Origin of the sequence: Colwellia psychrerythraea 34H, from assembly GCF_000012325.1 — a bacterium.
GTDB classification, from domain to species: Bacteria; Pseudomonadota; Gammaproteobacteria; order Enterobacterales; family Alteromonadaceae; genus Colwellia; species Colwellia psychrerythraea_A.
Genome location: NC_003910.7, coordinates 5,303,452 through 5,324,326 on the forward strand (window position 1 = coordinate 5,303,452; position 20,875 = coordinate 5,324,326).

Consider the following 20,875-nt stretch of genomic DNA (forward strand, 5'->3'; position numbering starts at 1 on the left):
GAAGGACGTCATCCCCGAGGTGTATTAATCGGGGGTCCAGTATCTGTGTCACTTACACCCAAGGTTTATTGTGCATAATATGGATTCCTGCTCAGATAATGTGGGAATGACATCACCCAATAATAATGCCTAATTTAATTAAGAAGTTATGACCCACGAATCATTTAAATCATTATACCAGCGTGCCGCCGATCGAAAAGGTGGCAAGTTGGCACTTGAGCTATTGCTAGGTAAAAGAATATTGGGCAAGAAATTACTCGATGATAACGCCGCAGAAGAAAGCATTAGCCAACTCACTGACGATAGAGTGTTAGCCGCTTTTACCAAGCAGATTTTTAAATCTGGTTTTGTGTGGCGAGTGGTTGAGAATAAATGGCCTGACTTTGAGGAACATTTTTTTAATTTTAATATCGAAAAAATGCTAATGATGCCTGAAGAAATGTTGGAACGAAAAGCAGCAGATCCGAAGATTATTCGTAATTACAATAAAGTAAAGACTATTAAAGCCAATGCGCAGATGATGTTTGATATCTCACTAGAAAAAAGCATCAGCTTTGCGCAATTTATTAATGACTGGCCAAGTGAAGACATCATAGGCTTGTGGGCTTATTTGAAAAAGCATGGTCAACGCTTAGGTGGTAATACTGGCCCATACGCACTTAGATTATTAGGCAAAGATACCTTCATTTTAAGCAGTGATGTTGAAGCTTATTTAAGAGCACAGCAGATAATTGATGGTGGTTTGCAAAGTAAAAAAAGCTTAACAGCTATTCAAGCGTTTTTTAATACATTACAAACACAAAGTGGCTATAACTTAACGCAATTAAGTCGTTTGATTGCTTTTGCTAGTGGCGATAATTATGTGCAGGTTGAGGAGTAACCTGCACATAATTTGCTAACTAAGAACGGCCATACTTATCTTCAAAACGAACGATATCATCTTCACCTAAATAACTACCCGATTGTACTTCAATCATTTCTAATGGTAGTTTCCCTGGGTTTTCTAGCGCATGAACAGCGCCAACAGGAATATAAGCTGATTGGTTTTCAGTTAATAACACAACTTTTTCATCTATCGTTACTTTCGCTGTACCTGACACTATGATCCAGTGTTCAGCTCTGTGATGATGCATTTGCACTGATAGTTTAGCGCCTGGCTTTACAGTAATGCGCTTAACTTGGAAACGCTCTCCCGTATCAATACAGTCATATTTTCCCCACGGGCGGTAGGCTTCACGATGTAATACTGCCTCACTACGCTTATCGGCCTTTAACTGCTCAACTATTTGTTTAACTTCTTGTACTTTATCTTTATTGGCAACTAATACAGCATCAGGTGTATCAATAATCACTAAGTTATCAACACCAACTGTTGCAATCAGCTTGTTTTGACTGTGAATATAACTATTAGTCGTTTGCTGAGCGATTACGTCACCTTTTAATACGTTTTTGTCATCATCTTGCTGACAGACTTCCCAAAGTGCAGAATAAGAGCCGACATCACTCCAGCCAGCATCAAGTGGAATGACTACCGCAGAGTCTGTTTTCTCCATTACCGCATAATCTATTGACTCACTAGCACAAGCTAAAAAGTCTGCTTTATTTGGACGCATAAAATCAAGATCTTGCTCAACACCTTTCATAGCTCGCTGACAGTTTTCTAAAATATCACCACGATGCTTAGCTAGCTCTTCTAAATAGCGCGAGGCTTTAAATAAGAACATACCACTATTCCACAAGTAGTCACCTGAAGCTAAATATTCATCGGCTATATCCTGTTTAGGCTTCTCAACAAATTCTGCAACATCAAAAGTACCTGAGCTTTGCACATTGCCCTTTTTAATATAGCCATAACCAGTCTCGGCGTGAGTGGGGACAATACCAAAGGTAACGAGTTTTCCTTGCTGTGCAACAATACTTGCTTGCTCAACCGCTTGGTGGAAAGCAGCAGTATCTTGAATAACATGATCTGCAGCTAACACCAGTAAAAGCGCACCTTTATCTTTTTCTAGGGCGTTAATCGCCGCTAATGCTACAGCTGGAGCGGTATTACGCCCTTCTGGCTCAAGTAAAATTGTTCCTTGCGATGAAGATAACTGTCTCACCTGTTCCGCCACTAAAAATCGGTGCTCTTCATTACAAATAAATACGGCTTCCTTACTATTTTCAGGTAAGCGTAAAAGCGTATCTTGCAACATACTAGTATCGTTAACTAAAGGTAAAAATTGCTTAGGGAAAAGTGCGCGAGAAAGTGGCCAAAGACGTGTGCCGCTGCCGCCACACATTATTGCAGGGAAAATAGATACAGCAGAAGAAGTTGTTTTTGTATTCATATTTATTCCGTTGATGATGTTGAAGTTTCATAGAAAATAATGCGGTTATAGTAAGCGATACTAATAGAGAGTAAAACCTCTTTTATCTTTCATTAACAAGTAATAGGACAATAGATTTTGGCTATGTTCCGCCATGTGTTGCTAAGCTTTAAATTGATTGTTTTTGTTAGGATTTTAACTGGTATCTAAAAACCTAAACCAACCTAAGTAATTTTCTCCATACTTAGTCGCCACACTATGAAATCTATCTATCCAAGCCTTTAAGCGACGGTGGTAAGCATTAACATTTTGAATGTGAAATACTTTTTCAATAACCTGAACACCAACGGCTACATTCAGCCGTTTGTGAATAAAATCATTACCTTGTGAAAATTTGATATAAGCACTAAAACCATCGCGGCACAAGACGCAATCTTTGGCTATTTTTCCTTGTGACTCTTTGTTGAGTTGCTCGAAGGAATAACTAGCTTCATAGGTATGTTTCCCTCTATCTCGTACCGTTAACACGGGAACATAGCCTTTGATATATATTATCTAAATGTGTATTATCCCGTTTAAACTAACTTTTACTAACGACAATAACATAAAAATGTATGTATAATTTACATACATTTAATACCATTTATTACCCGTTGAATTTAGCTGTAGCCTGTTTTATTAAAACATAGAAGTAAAGTAATTTACAAAATTTTATCTACATAGAAAAATAATATCATTAAGGGTAATACTTTGAATATAAAAAAAATCAATTCAAATATATTTAAACATAATTTTTCACCTGTCATCTTAATACTTGCAATTACAATATTAATAGCCCTATTAAATATTCCTATCATGCAGACCCTATGGAGATATAGTTTTGATGATGGCACTTATTCACACGCTTATTTGATTCCTCTTATTGTTGCTTATTTATTTTATGTGATAAATAACAATGGAGAATTAAAGTATAGGGAAACTATATCTTTACCTGCTTCAGTACTACTAATTATAAGTGCCTATATACTTTTTGTTACGTCAACTGCGCAAATTAGCCTGTTATACTGGTTGACCATTTTATTATTATTTTGTTCAAGTATTATTTTTGTTTTCAATGCTAATATCAAAATAGCTGCAGCCGCATCCTATTTTATTTTTTTACTTCCTGTTTGGGGGATATTAACCATTCCCCTACAAAACCTATCAGTATTTGCGGCTCAGACCCTTATGGGGTTCACTACTATTCCTGTATTTGTTGAAGAGCAGTTTGTACATATTCCATCAGGAGTATTTGAAATTGCCGGTGGTTGTAGTGGGTTACGTTACTTGCTTACTTCTCTAGCAATTAGTACTTTGTTTTCTTTTCTATATTTTAGAACAATAAAAAATACCGCAATATTTATTTCAGTGGCAATACTTGGTGCGTTATTAACAAACTGGTTACGAATATCAGCTTTAATTATAATTGGTCACCAAACAGAAATGACCAGTGACTTAATGACTGATCATAATATGTTTGGTTGGTACATTTATATTCCCTTTATGTTCTTACTGTTTAAGTTTGGTGGGTACCTTGCTGATAAAGAAAACAACAAACCAATCGCATCTGACAGTTCAGCCAAATTACAACTGAATACACCTAATGGGCAGTTGGGAGTTGTTTTGTTTATAATTTTATTGTTTTCTTCTACCTCATTACAAATGTCAGCAACAACAGAGCCTGAAACAAAACTTAAAAATGTGCTTGTTCAACCTATCATTTATCACGCTTCAACGGTTGAAGTTATCACTAACAGCTCAATAAAAACGCAATTAATTTACAATTTTAGTGAAAGTAATCTAGAATCAAAACCTACTTTTTATGAAAATAACTTTATTCCTAAAAACTGGCTTGTTGTTAGTAAAGTTATAAGCAATGAAGAGCAAGTGATTAAAATAACAAAAGGTCTAAAAACTGCCACCATTACGGTCAGTTATGAAATATCAGAACTAAAATTTGGAAGTTCCTCACGATTCAAGCTTGAAAGATTAAAACAAGCATTATTGGGAAAAAGAAAGACTAAATTGCATTGGCAGTTTCAATTAAATACAATAAACGCACAAGCAATAAATTCGCACACAAAAAAGGTTTTATTATGAGAAAATGAATTATATTAGCAGGTGGTAGTGGGATTAGACTCTACCCACTAACCAAAGTTGTTAGTAAACAGTTAACCGCTTATTATAATTTAATATCATGACTTAATGGTACAGCCTTGTTGCCTTCTAGCCTATCATAAAGCAACGTAGATACTTCATTAGGATTACTAATTGGATCCCAAATAGGCGAGATTCGTCTTTTAAGGCTACTAACTAGCCGATCAATAAAATTTGCTGCCGGGATAGGAATATAAAGCCAACGAAGTAACATATAAATGCGTCGACGAACGCACCAATAATAAATAGCTTGTTCGCCATACCATTTATAACCCCAGCGTTTTTCAAATAAATCATGAGAATACTTAGCTATTTTAGCATTCCAGCGATAGTTAAAATATTTAAGATCATTTAACTCTCCTCTAGTGCCTAGGTTATCAAAATAGATAATTGATTTTGGTTCAGCAAATAAAAGCTCACCTTTAGCCGTTAACTGCATGCCAATATCTAAATGCTCCCGTATGGTCATATAAGGCAATTCTATATTGTCAAAAGCATCCGTTCTAAACATAACACCATGTAACTCAAATGCATGTGTTGGCTGAATTTCAGTAGGCATGTTCTCAGGCAATTCACGGCGATATAATTTATTTTCAATTAAATAAGGGGTGCCTTCAACATCTACCACTTTTATTTCAACATTAAACGAGTGATTACGAGTATAAGCACCATCAACACCATCGGTTTCCAGAATTAAAGGGGCAATAACCGCTGCTCCCGTTTCTTCGCCAGTTTCAATTAATGGCGGTAACCAGTTTTCAGATACTCTTGAATCATTATCAAGTAAAAAAGTAAAAGGCGTTTTTATTTTCCCCTGTACTTGTAAAAGCCCTTCCATAGGTATCATTAAACCATAAGACGAGATACTCGCATTAGACTTACCAGAGATACTCTTTTGTGCTTTTGATAATTCCGCCTTTGGATACCCTAGATCTAAAATAACAAGATCAAATAAATTTTCATCGGTATATCGATAAACCAGATCGATACAATCAGACAAACCACTAAATCGATCTCTGGGTGAGATTACAATTGTTACTTTTTTTTGTGTCATGTTTTAATTCCTTTATTCAAGATTTCTTGGTTAATACTGTTCGTTGATTAAATTATTTAACTAAGGTAAATCACTTGTAGTAGAGCACATCCAAGCAAAGCGTCTTGGAGGTTTTAGTGAGCAACATGGTTTGTTTTGTTCTTTTTTTAATCTAACATAACTCTGCCGACATTGTTCTACAAAAGCAGTGAACAAATATTGAATGAGAAAACTATCACTACCCGCTTTATTTTTATATAAACTGACTTATCCAATAACCCTGCAACATCACAAACATGCTGGGGATCACTCAATTGATTTAACTCTTCTTGCTCTGCATTATCAATAGAAACAATATACTTAGGTATGACAATGTTTTTACCTGCTTGTCACCATAAAATAAACCGTAATTAAAAACAAAATCACCAAAAGCATCAATGAGAGCCACTGATCTTTTATCACCAGTTAACTGATAAAATCGCCATAAAGCATCTCCTAGTAATGCCATCATCCACGGAGAGCAAGTGGGTGTGTATCACTCCAACCTTTATGAGATTTAAAAGAATGCTAAGGGCAACCTCTAATAACCCAGTTACTCTCTGGATTAAAAATCATTATTACTTTGCCATCAATAATAGCATTTACTCGATCTTGCGCTCCTTTATCACTAGTTAATTCCCAATAAGAAACAGCAGTATTTAAAGCAGTAGCCTGATTACGCTCGGTCCAAAAACCTCGCCTTAAGGCATATTATGGACCCCAATATAACGAGCGATTATTATATTTTAACTAAAGTGCTTATTGCCTGTACATCACCACTGAATAAATAACGATATAGTAAGCCCTTTGGCATTAAAGACTTAACATCAAAACTCTTTTTTAGCTTAAACTTGCCTCCATCATCAATATTTTTTTGATACAAATCAGTTAAAGTATTCGCTTTATTTAACCACTGTTTATCACCGGTCATATATATAGTTGATAAACCGCTTGAGAACGGTCGTATAACCATTGTGAATGGTTTATTTGAGGAGTAACCTTTTTGAGTAAGTAAAACAACGTTGGTTACATAGTTAGCATACTTCTTTTGCGGCTCTGTATACCAGCGGTTATCAATATCATTCATTTTAGGGTGAAGTAATAAACTTTGCTCTAGCCAGTTTTTTGAGGGGTAAACTAAGCTTGTATTTAACGATTTATTTTTATTAGCGATGCTATATTATCGAACATTTCCTTTTTAACTTTCTTGCCAAGTTAAAGTTAACACCCCAGATAAACCATTAATACTGTCGGGCGTAATATTTAATAAACGAATATACTTTTTACCATGTAATACTGGCCATTTATTAACAAGTGAATAACTCGCATTCACTCTTCTCTTATTTTGCCACAACTCAAAAGTTGTATTGGTATAAATTAACTGATTAGGAATAGGTAAAAGTAATGTTGAGGAGCTATTTAATGAAACATCAAAACTAATTTTCTGTTGCTGCGCATTAGCAAAAGCATTCATGGAAAAAGTAAATAAGTTATCAAAAAAAAGACCATAGCGACTTTATCATTTGCCATCCCTTATTGTGAACATTCACCATTACTATCTAGCACCATTATCTATCAACAGCTTTAATCACCAAAGTAGCCATAACAGGCCGGTGATCACCTTTTACCCGTTCAACAACCTCTACCGACGATAAAGATATGTCATCCGAATATAATATATGGTCAATTCTTGCGCCATGCCAAGAGGTATACTTAGTGCGATTAAAAGCAAAGCCTTTTACTTCAATAACATTATTAAGCAGAGAAAAATTTTGTTGGTAAAGGTTTTCATCAGCGGGCATATTAAAATCGCCAGCAATGATTGTATAAGGTCTATTTGTCGCCCACAAATTAAGTAAATTAACTTCCAACTCACGGTTACTTTCGGTGCTTTCGGCTAATTGCTGATCAGGGTGACGATATATAGCCCCCATTAATACAGACCTAGGCGTTTCTAAATGAATATTAGCCAACGAAAGTTCACCATAAGGTGTGATTACATTATAAAAAGTAGCAAATGTCCCCCATCCACCAAACATTTTTCGATTTAGTCTATTTGTTTGTTGAAAAGGAAACTTGCTTAAAATACATAAACCTGAAATACATTCACTATAATAGCGCTGATCAAATAATACTTCTAAATTTACTTTTAATGCCTCTTGCAAAAGCAAAATATCAGGCTTCATATATTTCACCAATAGCTGTAATTCGTCTTTTGAGCCACCACCAATGTTAAAGGTAATAACTTTTATTTGACTAGCTTTGTCGTTGTTATTGGCAAATAAAGTAGCTAAATTTGGTAGTTGAAAATCTAAATAATTAAATGCTAAAGCAACCAATAAAGGAAAAATAACAAATTGACGCTTTGAGAGAAAACGCCAAAATAGAAGCATTAACAATACAATAACTAATAACCACCAACGAGGACCAAACAACAATAAGTATTTGGGAATAATAAATAAATTTAATGTCGGCCACCAAGGCAGCAAGGTAACAAGTAAACATGCGAGACAACATGCGACAAAATAAAAGTTAACAAAATAATGAAAAATTTTGTTTTTTTTATCCCACATATATTGCTGCATCCTTTTTCGGCTGAGTTTTTTATCGATAAATAATCACAAATGTAAGCGAAAGCATTAGCGTCTAATAGATAAACATGCTCTTTACTTTCAATACTTCTATTTCAAGGTACTCACATGTTTGCCGAACTAATTCGCATTCTCTTAATCCAACATCCAGTTAAAACTTGGTAGCGATATTTAGTTGGCAAAACACAAGACATTATTTTCAATAACTAGTTGTTTTAATCAGTAGAAATGATCACATACTTCGTGAGATTGATATTACCTAATAACCGAGCAGCCTCTTTATCTAATGAAAATTTAAAAGTAATTCCATCAATATTTGACCAAAAGCACTAGATATTAAACAAAATAGAACAACACACAAAACTGTTAATTTTCCCATTACAATAACCCTACTACTTAATAATTAAACTTACCATTACAGGTAAGTGATCTCCCCCTAATGACTCGATAACTTGAGCATCAATTAAATCAAATTGGTTACTAAATAAAATATGATCTATTCTAAGACTTAAACCATCTATTCGTATTGTATCGTTAAAACCAATCCCAACATCACTTAATGCATTATTTATCATTGAAAAATTTTCTTGGTATATATTCTCTTCAATTGGCATATTAAAGTCCCCCACAATAAGGGAATAAGGTTCGTATTTTATCCAAGAACTTAGAATTCCAGTTTCAATACGCTTATTGTCTTCAAGTTGTACAATATCTGAAAAATTAACACTACCTTTCTGTATATCAACTAACAATGAATGTACAGATTGTAGATGAACATTAGCAATATTAAGGGTATTCTCACCTAGGTATAGCTTATAAAAAACTGCAAAATTCCCCCACCCCCCCACTAAAGCTCTGCTTAGTTGGTTTGTTCGTTCAAAAGGATGCTTGCTTAATATGCATAATTCACCTACACATTCGAAAAACATGTAATCAATATCTATTTTTTTTAGAGAAATGCTATTAGCATCCTGTAAAAGTAAAATATCAGGTTGGTAATATTTCAATAACAATTTTATTTTCTTTACTTGCCCACCTTCACCAATATTGGCTGTAATAATCTTAACTATTTTATGCTCTTCCACAATATTATTTGGATTAAAATTCATCCCGAAATCTAAATATTTAATTGAAATAAAGAATAATAAAGGTAAAGAATACTTTTGAATTTTTGAAAGATTATTCCACAAAAACAATAAAACCAATAAGGCTAGAAATAATAACCTTCGTGGTGCAAATAATAAAATATATTTAGGAATAACAAGAAAAATAGTTGAAGGCCACCAAGGAAGCAGGGTAACAAGCGCACATGCGAGGCAACACGCGATAAAATAAAAGTTAACAAAATAATGAAAGTTATTTTTTATTTTATCCCACATATAGTTTTTCATATTTTTTAACTGAATTTTTTATCGAAAAATTATCACTAATAGTAAGTGAAAGCATCAGCACCATGTCGTGTATAAATTACCTTTTTTTAAAAAAGGCAAAACTAAGCTTAAAAACTGTAGTGCATAAGGTGAATGAATATGAATAATATCAAATTTTAATAGCACAATAAAAACGCTAATAATTTTAATTTACGATCCGCCATCATAACTGGCAACAGGAATATTGTTAACCCTAGATTCTCCCACTATTATATCATCAGGGCTGCCTAATGATATAATGGTGGGTTTCATCTTTGATTGTTTTTGAATACTACATAAATCAATAACAAAACGCTCTGCTTCTCCAACATTTAGACTACCCACAATATAAGCAACTTTAATTTTTACACACCCACTTTTCATAGTTAACTTCTACCACTAAATAAGATATATTAGTAATTATTTTAAATGATAATTGAGTTTCAATATTTTTGATACGAACATTATAAAAATAATAACATAAGTCAAGGAAGTAAAATGTCATTACCTGCTCAATTAAGAGTATTGGAAGTTGTACAAAGTTTAGAGAAGGGAGGAAGAACAACCCGCTTTACTGATACAGTTGCAGGGCTAAGAGCACAGAAGATTTTTACCGTTCCGTTATGTATTTCCAAACCCGAATCTTGGGTGAGTATTCCCGACTTAGAAGTACTCCACAAAACAGCAGGCATCAATTGGAAGCTTGTTTTTCAAATAAGAAAAAAAATAATAAAAAATAATATTAACCTTATTCATGCTCATTGTGAATTTAGCCAGTTATATGCAAGTATTGCAGGTGTTACTTGTGGCATAAAAACAGTCGCCACTTTTCATCGTTCTGATTTATCTAAATATCAACCTAATATGGTCAACAAATTAATTAAGCTTTTTGCATCTCACTTTGTTGCTGTTTCTCACGACCGACTGTCATTACTCACCAACAATTTAAAATTACCGTTAAACAAATGTCATGTGGTTCATGGCGGCTCTGTAATAGAAAAAAAACCAACCGTAACGTCAATTAATAAAGCAAGGGCTGATCTTGGCATACCTCTTGATCAATTAATGTTGCTTAGTATTGGCCATTTAGGAGAAATCAAAGGTCATCAAGACACCTTAGTTGCGTTATCAAAATTCACCAAAACAATGCCTGCGTTGCATTTATACATTGCTGGTGATGGCGCTGCACAAGAAAAACAAAAATTAACTGAACTGGTCAACAAACTGCAAATAAACGAAAATGTAACCTTTCTTGGGCAAATAAATAATGCATTCAGCTGGTTAGAAGCGTGTGACATTTTTATTCAACCTTCAGTAGAAGAGGCCTTCGGCTTGGTTTTTGTCGAAGCAGGCGCAAAAGCAAAACCTGTAATTGCCACCACAGTAGGTGGTATAAAGGAAATAATAGTATCTAAAGAAACCGGCTTATTAGTACTTCCTTCTTCACCTAAAGCAGTAGAGCATGCATTAGCGATATTAATAAATTCTCCCCCTTTACGTCAGCAATATGGTGAAAATGGATATAAACGTATTACTGAACATTTTTCACTTACCAATATGGTCAACAAATATACTGATATTTTTAATCAAGCGGTAAACTGAACAACTAAAAACAACCATATATTAGTAGATAAAAATAAAAGGAAACATTATGAACTGGTCAGGGCTTATGCCACATGTAAAAACAGGTTTTTCAGGTTGGATAAAATGCCAAACATTTGATGAACTTGAGGTGCAAGAAGCTGCTTCAAACTGGCAAAGCGAAATGTTTTTCTTTGAATCTACGTCTACTGTTTCTTATAAGTCAGTGGGTAATGATTGGTTTATTTTTGCTCAAGGGCTCAGCGAAATTGAATTTGAAGACATATGTAACAAAGTTATCAATGAGTCTATTTTTAATGATGCTGATATAAACGAAAAAACACTTTTTTCCGATATAAAAAAAGAAATAACCAACCTACTTTTACCCGGCGCAATCGTTTTTGCCATTCAAGCAAAACTAGGCCGAGTTGTGGTGCTTCGTGACGCATGCGGGTTTCTTCCTATTTATTATCACTTTAGTCAAAATACTTTAGTGTTTTCTTCTAATTTAGAAACCGTACGCAAAAACACACAATTTAGTGGTGTTAACACCGATAAAATAAATGAAATGCTTGTTTATGCCCATAGAACAGGCAAACGAACTTTATGGCAAAACCTCAATGCTATTTCCCCAGGTGGTGTCAGTGTTTTTACACAAGATCAACTTGTCGTTCATCAGTGGTTACTTACTGAAAAATCTCAATATAGCCCTGAATTGAAGTCAAAATTTAAATCAATGACAGAATCAGCAGTCTTGTTAGAAATAAAAAAGGCGATGGACAAAGCACTAGAACCTTTAGAAAATGAACCACATGTTTCTGTTCCTTGTGGTGGAGGGGTTGACTCTTCATTTCTTGGTGCTTATTTAGCCCAACGGGGGCAAGACGTTACCTTTTGGTGCATTAACCAACCCGACGCTCCTGTGAGTGAAGACGAATGGATGAAACCATTATCTAAGCAACTCAAGATTCCTTGTGAGTATGCAAACTTAAATAAACAGGTTTTTTTAGATAACTTTCTAGACAGAATGGAGCAATCTCATCAACCAATGACAGGCCCAAATTCTGTTGGCGGGATTTACGCAAGAAAACTAGCACTAGAAGCTGGTGATAAAGTTTTCATTTCCGGAGAAGGAGCCGACACCGTTTTTGGTGGACTATCACCCTTTGCTCGATTAATGCCAATGGTGCGTTTATTTCGAATGTTATCGAAACTACCGAAAAGATTAAGAATGCAATTAGATCGTGGCATTATCTCAGAAGCGGCCTGGGTTATGGACATTTCTCAAGTAGCCCCTACAGAAGATATTTCCAGAATAGCAATGGGCGATATGGAACGCGCTGAACTGTTAGCCGAAGTACTAGACTTTCCAAAAGGTGATAGTGCTATTGAGCGTTATGCCGATATTTTTAGTTGGATCCAAATAAAAGAAGTACCCACTGGCTTAAACCATATATTCTTTGAAAAAGACGAATTCGAAGGTGGTGTTACCCATTATCCTTTTGCTCACGAAGCCCTAATCAACTTAGGCTTACACCTTCCCTATAAATATAAAGTCAATGAAGGACACAAAAAATGGCTCTGGCGTAAGTTCACCAGTGAATATATTGGGCATGATGTTGCCTTTAGAAAGAAATATGCCTTTCCAACGCTCACTCATATTTGGTTAGAGCCTTCGGCAAAATTATTAAAAGGTGGTTTTTTACAAGATTTATTATGCGCAAATGTTTCCAGTGTGTTCGAATCTTTACCTAAATCAGACCCCGCAAGATGGACGTTACTAAATATCGAGTTATGGGGAAGATTACATTGCTTAGGGCAAAGTAAAGAACAGTTATTAAATACCATGATGAGTGCTTAATATATGGCTAAGAGTAGTAACAGCCTTTATGTAATTCATTTAATACCTTCTTTGGAAGTTGGCGGTATGGAACGCTTAGTATCTGATTTAGCCATAGGCCGAACAACAGGTAAAACCTCTATTTTATGTTTAAATACCTTAGGCGCGCTTGGAGAGCAAATAGAGAATGACATTTCAATTGAGGTGTTAAACATACCAAATAACTTATTGATCGCGACATTTTTAGTGTATAAAAGGCTTAAAAAACTTAAACCAGATGTTATTCATTGCCATAATTTGCAAGCACATTTTTTTGGCGGAATTTGCGCAAAGTTACTTCCTAAAACCCGGGTAGTATTAACTAAGCACGGCCAGCACATTCCTACTTCAGGCTTAACCACAAAAATCAATTATTTTACTTTACAAAAAAGTAAAATAATTGGTGTTTCTGCTGATATAACCCAGATAATGCAACAATGGATCGCCAAAAATAAGTCACCCATTGAGTATATTGCTAACGGTGTATCGTTAACCGCTTTTAAAGAACAAATTCCTAAAGAGCTTGCAAAGGAAAAGCTTAGTATTAGCCAAAGCACGTTTTGTGTAGGCATTGTTGCTCGCCTTTCTGAGCCTAAAGATCATTTGTTATTAATAGATGCTATTGCGGCTATATCTAAAACCTTTCCAGATATTAAGTTAATTATTGTTGGTGGCGGACCACTTCAGAATAAAATAGAAACTTATATTAAGGCTAACCACCTTGAAAACATAGTTACTATGTTAGGAGAAAGAAAAGACATCGCGAACATTCTAAACGCATTAGATGTGTTTGCCTTAACCTCTTCTTCAGAAGGTATACCCATGACCATTCTGGAAGCGATGGCAGCAAACTTACCTGTTATTGCAACAAATGTAGGTGGAATACCACAGGTTGTTCTTAATAACGAAACCGGAATATTAGTTGAAAACAAAGATAAAGCGGGCTTAATTACAGCAATAGAAAGCTTTATTAAAAGCCCTAAAAAATTGACCGAATATGGTAAACAAGGGCGTTTATTATTAGAAAGCAATTATTCAATTAATCAAGCCATTGAGAAATATGAATGTATTTATCTTAACTAAAAGTATTCTATAAAAAAGGAAGTTAAATGTTCGGATCTTTAAGAACCCTTTGGGCCATTATGGTTGTTGTTGGCCATATATTTTGGGTAAGCGATTTTGGAAGGTTTGCTGTTTTTGGCTTCTATATTTTAAGTGGTTACTTAATGACATATGTCATGCAAAACAGCTATGGCTACGCTCATTCCTCAAAAATAAAATTTGCGAAAAATAGATTTTTGCGATTATTTCCAGCTTATTGGCTTGCATGTGCCACTACTATTTTATTAATACTTTTATTTGACCTTTCAGAAGATGGGAAATACGCCATCATGTTTATTCCTGACACTATAATATCCATATTTGGTAATTTTACTTTAATTTTTCCTCATTGGATGCCAAACCAGATTGAACCTAGATTATCTCCAGCCACTTGGGCTTTAACAGTAGAATTATTTTTTTATACGGCAATAGCCTTGGGCGCTTCAAAAACCATAAACAGAACATATATTTGGGTGGCACTTTCATTAGCATTTATTTTAGCCACATATGCCTTAGATTTATTTTGGCATGCAAGATATTTTTCGATACCCGCTGGTTCTCTCCCCTTCTCGCTCGGTGCACTTATATTCTTTCTTGTAAAAGATAATAAAACTAAATTTATCCCTCCTGTTTTGGTTAACTACCCACTTACGTTATTTGGAACCATGCTTGCTATAGCCATATTTGTATCAATTACAATTACAAAAGGTTTGCCTTTGTGGGCAATGGAAATATTATTTTATTGCAGCTTAATCATTAGCTTCTTGCTTGTACTTTCCTTAGCGATGGGGAAACCATTCACTTCGTTTATCCCTAAAGCTTTAGATAAAAAACTTGGAGATTTTTCTTATCCTTTTTATTTACTACATTATCAGGCGGCGGCAATAGCCAGTTATACAATCTTTGGACAAGTAACAGTGTTTAAAGGAAGCATAACAATCAATTCTGTTTTATTAACTTTTGCCGTTTTATTCTTACTTTCTTTAATTATTATCAAATGGGTAGATAACCCTATAGAAAAATTAAGAACAAAAATTAAAAATGCTAAACGCCAGGATAAACCAATCAATCAAGTGCAATCAGGTGAGAATACATAACGTGGCGGATAAAATCACTTGGGCTGAGCTAACTAAAATAGAACAACTCTTAAAAATAATTCCTCAATGGGAAAAATTAATTAAAATTCAAACGACAAGCAAAATATTTAATTCTACTTCTTGGGTTGCCTCTTGGCTTGAAACGTTCTGGCAAAAAAACTGGCAACTAAATGTTTTAATTGCTTGGTGTGATGATGAGTTGATTGCAATTGTACCTCTTTATTACCAACAAAATAATTCAATACTTCCAATGAAAGTACTTTATCCTTTAGGTCAAGGCGAAGCTGAAGCACAAGAAATATCAACCGAATATACTGACATTCTAATTAACGAAAAATTTCAAGAACACTTATTACCCAAAATTCAACAATGGATATTGAATTTAAAAGCTGACCAACTACATTGGCATGCATTACTCCATAATAGCTCTACTAGAAACATTCTCGCTGATTATGAACAAACAAAGTCTAATGAGGCCACCCGCTACATTGTTAATGGCTTAAACTGGTCACTTGAAAATCTATCTAAAAATATGCGTTCTCGTTATAGAAGAGGCTTAAACCAATTAGACAAATTAAATGCAACGATTGACTGGGTTGAACAAAGCGACTTTGACCAGTATTGGCAACTGATGAAAAAATTACACCAAAAAAGGTGGCAAGGTAAGAATGCAAAGGGCGCTTTCTGTAGCGATGAATTCAATCAATTTCATGCAAAGTTTCGAGAAAAGTCACCTAAAAATATCGCCATGAGTGCCATATGGGTTAACGATACCCCCATAGCGATACATTATTATTTTTCAGACGCTACCACATTATACTTTTATCAGTCAGGCTGGAACGAAAGCGAGTACTCACATTTGTCACCCGGATTAATACTGCATTTATGGACCATAGAGAATAATAACAAACCTTATTACGATTTCATGATGGGCAAAAAAAAAGACAGTTATAAGGCTAAATTTGCTACCCTACAACAGCCTATGTACAATATAACATTAACTTTTAGCCCCATTAAGCTATTGTTCTATAGCGTTTTTGAAAAAATTAAAGTTAAGTATCTTAGCGCTTAATTAAATAACTTTATAACTGTTTAAAATGTTCAATAAACTATCTAATAGCATAATGTTTTTTTATTAGATACTAAAATCAAACATAAAAGCATATTTAACCAAAATGTTGTCACAAATAAAAATAAAGGATTAATATTTTTCATGGCTCGACAATTCCCTGAACAAGAAAACACTGATTCCACTTTTGCTTTTTTCTTCTTAGTGTTATATACCGCATCAGTATTGATACGACCGCACGAAATGTTTCTCTCTAGTGTGGAATGGATCACTATCAAAGTGTTTGCCATCATCGCCTTCATCGCCACTATTGCAGCACAACGTCCCCTAAAGCTTTATTCACAGCACTGGATGCTATTAGGTTTAATCCCCCTCATCGTCGTTTCAGGATTTTTGAATGGCTCGGGTATGGATGGTGTTGAACAGGCACGAAAGTTATTTATTAGCGCTATAATTCCTCTTTTTTTATATAGCAGCTGTATTACCAGCATCAAACGTCAACATATTCTAATGCTAATATGTATTGTTGCTGCACTTTTTATGGTTCACAATGGCCACACTCAACAAACTGGCTATTTAGGTTATGGCTGGGCTTTAGATACCCATTCGGTTGGTTACCTTAGTTTAGGCGAAAAAAGAATTACTTATTTAGGTTTCTTTAACGATCCCAATGACCTTGGCATGTTTCTGGTGATGAATATCCCCTTTACTTTATACTTTTATACAAAAGGTAACTTCTTAACAAAGGTCACCATGCTTGCCGCACTTACTGCTTTAGGCTATGGCATTTATTTAACCGGCTCTCGAGGAACCATGTTAGGAGTAGGCGCTTTACTTGGGATTTATTGGCTCGTTATGAGCGCAGGTCCAAAATTATTTATTGCGGCAGCAATTTTATCGCCAATTGCAGCAACGGTTATCACGTCTTTGCAAAGTAATATTGATTCTTCAATAGACGGACGCTTAGAAGCTTGGTACGCGGGAATATTGATGTTGATATCTAATCCAATATTCGGCGTGGGTACAGGGAACTTTATGGAGGAACACGAAAGAGTTGCCCATAACTCTTATATCCACATTGCTGGTGAGCTTGGAATTCCAGGTTACTCTTTATGGGGTGGAGCGCTTGTATTTACAGCTTTAGTGGGTTACTTATTTATAATAAAAACACAATCACCAGAAGAGTACAATACTGAATGCAAAAATGAATTAGCCTTAAATAAAACTTTATTTTTCTCAATGATAGGTTTTATGATTACAGCTTTTTTCTTGAGTCGCTCTTTTACATTATTACTATTTATATTTATGGGAATGACTATTGCGTCACATGTTCGTTTAATCAAGTTAATGCCTGAACTTAGCACTATTTTCAGTAAAGCTAATGCAATAAAGTCAATGGGGTATTGCTGGGTCATTATAGTTGCTGTGTATATTTCTTTGAAAATGGGATTGTAAACTTATTAATTTTTTATATAATTTCTGATTTACAATATTATTACGGTGAAAATTAATATTGTGGTGAAAGCAATATTTAATAGCATATGGAGAAATTTTGGAGCATCAGACTAGACATATTCAATATTTAGATGGCTGGCGTGGAATTGCCATTTTTTTAGTGTTGCTATCGCATTTTTTTCATATTAATTTTATGGATGCTGGTCGTTTAGGCGTTGATATATTTTTTGTCCTTTCCGGCACCTTAATGGGTAACATTCTCTTTATTAAAAAAACTGATCTAAGAACATTTTATATCAGACGGTTTTCAAGAGTTATTCCAGTTTTTCTCGTCTTTGTATTGGTACTGTTTAGCATATACTGGCTCTTGGGTGATACCACACCAACAGAGCATATATTCCCCACACTGTTTTTTTTACGCACCTATTTTCCTAGCGACATTAGTATATATCAATCAACTATACCTATAGGACACCTATGGTCGCTCAATGTTGAAGAACATGCTTATGTCATAATGAGTTTTATCACTTTATTTGTAATCAACCTTAGAAAGTCTTCTTTGAACTTAATTGCTTTAGCAGTGATTTCACAGTTAGTTTTCTTGCTCTACTCTACCAATATATTAACTCAGCCCGTTAACGCTGAAATTAGAACTGAAGCAGCACTTTCATTTATCTTCTACGCTGCAGGTTATCGAGTCTTTCTTGAATCGAAACTTATCAAAGTTCACCCCGCACTACCTTTGGTCACATTTATTGTAGCGGTAACCTGCTATCTAAACATAATGCCTTGGTGGAGTAGTTTTTTCTCTCCTATATTATTAGCATTCACCGTTAATCACCTTAAAGACACTTCAAATGCAATTCAAAAATTTTTAAGTACACGTCTATTAACACAATTAGGCCTATACTCTTTTTCGATATATTTATGGCAACAACCTCTGTACAAAATTCAAGATAAACTACCTATCGGCGTAGCATTGTTATTAGCCATTTTTGTAGGTATAGCATCATATTATGTTATTGAAGATCCGATGCGAAAATTCATCAATAAAAAATGGGCGCCCAATAAAAAAATTGATAGTGCTAAAAACTCTTTGGCACTATAGTTTACCAACAAGCAGTGAATCAGTTAGAGCTTCAGAAAATAACAGGGAAGATTGAATGTTTATATTAGATACATTAAGAGCGATAAAATATAATGCTAAGCTACCTCAGACAGCAAAAGAGGCTAAAAAAAGAGATGCTGTCCATGTTAATGATTTATTCGATATTGATGAAAGATTAGCCCTAGACGTTGTTTGTTCTTGGTTATTAAAAGCGCAATCAGACAATAAATTAAATGACAATGGTTATGCTCGTCATTTCAGTTTCGTTAATGGCTGGGCTTCTTCCTATCCTGAAACCACTGGCTATATAATCCCTACGCTTATTGAAGCATCTCATCAACTTCAACGCCCAGATCTAAATGATAGCGCTTTAAAAGCACTTGATTGGTTAGTGGCAATACAATTTGATGACGGCTCATTCCAAGGGGGAAGAATTGATAGCACTCCCGTTGTACCTGTAACATTTAATACCGGCCAAATATTGCTCGGATTAGCTGCCGGTTTGAGTGAATACGGAGATAGATACTCAGTAGCTACCCACAAAGCTGCTCAATGGTTATGCGACTCTCTAGATGATGATGGTTGCTGGAGAAAGTTCCCAACACCATTTGCGGCAAATGGTGAGAAAGCCTATGAAACGCACGTAGCTTGGGGGTTAATGGAAGCAGCAAAATCTACTGGGAATACAACATATCTTGAATATGCACTTAAAAATGTTGACTGGGCTCTCACAAAGCAGCAAGCCAACGGCTGGTTTGTAGATTGTTGCTTAGAAGATCCAACAAATCCGCTAACGCATACTATCGGTTATGTCCTTCGTGGTGTTGTAGAAGCATATTTGCATAGCAAAGATGATAAGTACTATCAAGCGGCATTAATTACAGCGAAACCACTTACGTCACTGCTAATAAAAGACTCCTTTTTACCGGGTAGATTAAATAAAGATTGGCAGGGTACGGTAGACTGGAGTTGCCTAACAGGCTCAGTACAAATTGCTTCATGCTTATTATTATTGAATGATGTATCACCTAATCCAGAATTTGTTAAAGCAGCATTACAAGCGATTACTTTTGTCCGTAAAACAATAAAAATTGAAGAAGATAAAGCTTATTCTGGTGGTGTACAGGGTTCGTATCCAGTACAAGGTGGCTATGGGCGTTACCAACAACTGAACTGGGCGGCAAAATTCTATATTGACGCTCAACTATTGGCATTAGAAATTAAATAAATATTGGATTATTATGGTTATTCATAAGATAAATAAACTCATAGCAACTATAAAAACACAAGGTATACGTAAAGCTATTGTTAAAGTAGCCGCACAATTTAAGTTCTCGTATAAATATTACTTTATTTACACTTATAACTTGAACTCAAGCTCACCAGCTATAGCAGTAAACGAAGCGATAAATACCAACGAAAATGATTATTCAATAAAGTGGTGGAGTGAGAGTGATTTTTGCAAAAACAAAACTACCTACTTAGAAAAGAGAAGTGATATGACTGACAGTTATATCGAAAATTGGCTTCCATTAGGACACCAAACAGTAGTTGCAAGATCTTTACCTAATAATGATATTATTGGTGACATGTGGCTTGCTTTCGACAACTTTCCTTTTCCTAGTAAGAGTAAATCTTTACGAGATTGGGCGATAGAAAATCACTATGGCTATGCATTCATGGCTTTTGTACAGCCTTCTCATCGAGGGAAAAAGATTTTACCCTGCCTTATGAATGAGCAATTAAAATTGGTAAAAGATAATAACAAAAAAGGCCTTATGGCCTTAATAATGCCCAAAAGCAAAAGTTCACATAAGTCATTTTCATCAATGGGATTCAAAAGAGTAGGCAAGCTTCATGTACTGCAGCTGTTCTCTAACAATCATACTTGGATCTCTGTTTAGACTATCGTAGATGATAAACTAATTAACAATATTACCTCTAATACATTGTTAATTAGTTGTTTAAAATTCGACAGTGAGCATAATATTGATTTTGCTATTTC

At 34.8% G+C, this 20,875-nt stretch carries 18 protein-coding genes and 2 pseudogenes; 12 read left to right on the forward strand and 8 right to left on the reverse strand.

The annotated features are described in order from the left end of the window. The first annotated feature begins 148 nt into the window (after positions 1-148). A complete protein-coding gene (locus tag CPS_RS22435; protein WP_011045706.1) occupies positions 149-880 on the forward strand; it encodes a DNA-3-methyladenine glycosylase I in 732 nt (243 codons plus the stop codon). 19 nt (positions 881-899) lie between these two features. Here CPS_RS22435 and CPS_RS22440 read toward each other — a convergent pair whose 3' ends face one another. Both CPS_RS22440 and CPS_RS22445 read right to left on the reverse strand, forming a co-directional pair. Then, complete coding sequence (locus tag CPS_RS22440) at positions 900-2,333, reverse strand: mannose-1-phosphate guanylyltransferase/mannose-6-phosphate isomerase (RefSeq protein ID WP_011045707.1); 1,434 nt, start codon at positions 2,331-2,333, stop codon at positions 900-902. A 174-nt stretch (positions 2,334-2,507) separates the two neighbouring features. Beyond that, positions 2,508-2,849 (reverse strand): annotated as a pseudogene (locus CPS_RS22445) (IS1595 family transposase); the annotation flags it as partial. Between the two features lie 213 nt (positions 2,850-3,062). Between CPS_RS22445 and xrt the strand changes: the two are divergent. Further along, entirely contained in the window at positions 3,063-4,451 is a 1,389-nt protein-coding gene (xrt, locus tag CPS_RS22450; protein WP_011045709.1) for an exosortase, read from the forward strand. 8 nt (positions 4,452-4,459) lie between these two features. Beyond that, positions 4,460-4,540, forward strand: a pseudogene (locus CPS_RS23810) (sugar phosphate nucleotidyltransferase); the annotation flags it as partial. Here CPS_RS23810 and CPS_RS22455 read toward each other — a convergent pair. The 6 genes from CPS_RS22455 to CPS_RS22485 all read right to left on the reverse strand — a co-directional run bounded on the left by CPS_RS22455 (position 4,534) and on the right by CPS_RS22485 (position 9,964). Beyond that, a complete protein-coding gene (locus CPS_RS22455) occupies positions 4,534-5,562 on the reverse strand; it encodes a glycosyltransferase (RefSeq protein WP_011045710.1) in 1,029 nt (342 codons plus the stop codon). The pseudogene CPS_RS23810 and the gene CPS_RS22455 sit on opposite strands and share 7 nt — an antisense overlap. 757 nt (positions 5,563-6,319) lie before the next feature. Next, positions 6,320-6,667 (reverse strand): hypothetical protein, encoded by a 348-nt coding sequence (locus CPS_RS22465; protein ID WP_011045713.1) that lies wholly within the window; start codon positions 6,665-6,667, stop codon positions 6,320-6,322. Positions 6,668-6,778: 111 nt separating this feature from the next. Then, on the reverse strand, positions 6,779-7,054 hold the full coding sequence (locus CPS_RS22470) for a hypothetical protein (RefSeq protein WP_011045714.1): 276 nt from the start codon (positions 7,052-7,054) through the stop codon (positions 6,779-6,781). A 94-nt stretch (positions 7,055-7,148) separates the two neighbouring features. Beyond that, entirely contained in the window at positions 7,149-8,153 is a 1,005-nt protein-coding gene (locus tag CPS_RS22475) for an endonuclease/exonuclease/phosphatase family protein (protein WP_011045715.1), read from the reverse strand. Positions 8,154-8,563: 410 nt separating this feature from the next. Then, on the reverse strand, positions 8,564-9,550 hold the full coding sequence (locus tag CPS_RS22480) for an endonuclease/exonuclease/phosphatase family protein (protein ID WP_041737188.1): 987 nt from the start codon (positions 9,548-9,550) through the stop codon (positions 8,564-8,566). A 201-nt stretch (positions 9,551-9,751) separates the two neighbouring features. Continuing rightward, positions 9,752-9,964 carry a hypothetical protein gene (locus CPS_RS22485; RefSeq protein WP_011045717.1) on the reverse strand — a complete coding sequence of 71 codons (213 nt, stop codon included), beginning with the start codon at positions 9,962-9,964 and terminating at the stop codon, positions 9,752-9,754. A 114-nt stretch (positions 9,965-10,078) separates the two neighbouring features. Between CPS_RS22485 and CPS_RS22490 the strand changes: the two genes are divergently transcribed. From CPS_RS22490 to CPS_RS22530, 9 genes are all read left to right on the forward strand, one after another. After that, complete coding sequence (locus tag CPS_RS22490) at positions 10,079-11,182, forward strand: glycosyltransferase family 4 protein (RefSeq protein WP_011045718.1); 1,104 nt, start codon at positions 10,079-10,081, stop codon at positions 11,180-11,182. Positions 11,183-11,231: 49 nt separating this feature from the next. After that, positions 11,232-13,022 carry an asparagine synthase family protein gene (locus CPS_RS22495; RefSeq protein ID WP_011045719.1) on the forward strand — a complete coding sequence of 597 codons (1,791 nt, stop codon included), beginning with the start codon at positions 11,232-11,234 and terminating at the stop codon, positions 13,020-13,022. A gap of 3 nt (positions 13,023-13,025) precedes the next feature. After that, the gene (locus tag CPS_RS22500) at positions 13,026-14,123 is read left to right on the forward strand and encodes a glycosyltransferase (protein WP_011045720.1); all 1,098 of its coding nucleotides are present in this window, start codon (positions 13,026-13,028) and stop codon (positions 14,121-14,123) included. 26 nt (positions 14,124-14,149) lie between these two features. Beyond that, positions 14,150-15,238 (forward strand): acyltransferase family protein, encoded by a 1,089-nt coding sequence (locus tag CPS_RS22505; protein ID WP_011045721.1) that lies wholly within the window; start codon positions 14,150-14,152, stop codon positions 15,236-15,238. Position 15,239: 1 nt separating this feature from the next. Further along, entirely contained in the window at positions 15,240-16,310 is a 1,071-nt protein-coding gene (locus CPS_RS22510; RefSeq protein ID WP_041737189.1) for a GNAT family N-acetyltransferase, read from the forward strand. A gap of 141 nt (positions 16,311-16,451) precedes the next feature. Continuing rightward, positions 16,452-17,762 (forward strand): O-antigen ligase family protein, encoded by a 1,311-nt coding sequence (locus tag CPS_RS22515; protein ID WP_011045723.1) that lies wholly within the window; start codon positions 16,452-16,454, stop codon positions 17,760-17,762. Between the two features lie 97 nt (positions 17,763-17,859). Beyond that, positions 17,860-18,870 (forward strand): acyltransferase family protein, encoded by a 1,011-nt coding sequence (locus CPS_RS22520; protein WP_011045724.1) that lies wholly within the window; start codon positions 17,860-17,862, stop codon positions 18,868-18,870. Between the two features lie 55 nt (positions 18,871-18,925). Continuing rightward, positions 18,926-20,098, forward strand: coding sequence for a prenyltransferase/squalene oxidase repeat-containing protein (locus CPS_RS22525; protein ID WP_011045725.1), 1,173 nt, complete (start codon positions 18,926-18,928; stop codon positions 20,096-20,098). Between the two features lie 13 nt (positions 20,099-20,111). Further along, positions 20,112-20,774: a hypothetical protein gene (locus CPS_RS22530; protein ID WP_011045726.1), complete on the forward strand. Its 663-nt coding sequence runs from the start codon at positions 20,112-20,114 to the stop codon at positions 20,772-20,774. Positions 20,775-20,875: the final 101 nt, after the last annotated feature.

Coding starts and splice junctions, on each gene's coding strand:
- CPS_RS22500 (WP_011045720.1), top strand. CDS start 13,026: ATGGCTAAGAGTAGTAACAGCCTTTATGTAATTCATTTAATACCTTCT.
- CPS_RS22480 (WP_041737188.1), bottom strand. CDS start 9,550: ATGTGGGATAAAATAAAAAATAACTTTCATTATTTTGTTAACTTTTAT.
- CPS_RS22475 (WP_011045715.1), bottom strand. CDS start 8,153: ATGTGGGATAAAAAAAACAAAATTTTTCATTATTTTGTTAACTTTTAT.
- CPS_RS22495 (WP_011045719.1), top strand. CDS start 11,232: ATGAACTGGTCAGGGCTTATGCCACATGTAAAAACAGGTTTTTCAGGT.
- CPS_RS22515 (WP_011045723.1), top strand. CDS start 16,452: ATGGCTCGACAATTCCCTGAACAAGAAAACACTGATTCCACTTTTGCT.
- CPS_RS22455 (WP_011045710.1), bottom strand. CDS start 5,562: ATGACACAAAAAAAAGTAACAATTGTAATCTCACCCAGAGATCGATTT.
- CPS_RS22440 (WP_011045707.1), bottom strand. CDS start 2,333: ATGAATACAAAAACAACTTCTTCTGCTGTATCTATTTTCCCTGCAATA.
- CPS_RS22505 (WP_011045721.1), top strand. CDS start 14,150: ATGTTCGGATCTTTAAGAACCCTTTGGGCCATTATGGTTGTTGTTGGC.
- CPS_RS22530 (WP_011045726.1), top strand. CDS start 20,112: ATGGTTATTCATAAGATAAATAAACTCATAGCAACTATAAAAACACAA.
- CPS_RS22525 (WP_011045725.1), top strand. CDS start 18,926: ATGTTTATATTAGATACATTAAGAGCGATAAAATATAATGCTAAGCTA.
- CPS_RS22485 (WP_011045717.1), bottom strand. CDS start 9,964: ATGAAAAGTGGGTGTGTAAAAATTAAAGTTGCTTATATTGTGGGTAGT.
- CPS_RS22490 (WP_011045718.1), top strand. CDS start 10,079: ATGTCATTACCTGCTCAATTAAGAGTATTGGAAGTTGTACAAAGTTTA.
- CPS_RS22465 (WP_011045713.1), bottom strand. CDS start 6,667: ATGAATGATATTGATAACCGCTGGTATACAGAGCCGCAAAAGAAGTAT.
- CPS_RS22435 (WP_011045706.1), top strand. CDS start 149: ATGACCCACGAATCATTTAAATCATTATACCAGCGTGCCGCCGATCGA.
- CPS_RS22470 (WP_011045714.1), bottom strand. CDS start 7,054: ATGAATGCTTTTGCTAATGCGCAGCAACAGAAAATTAGTTTTGATGTT.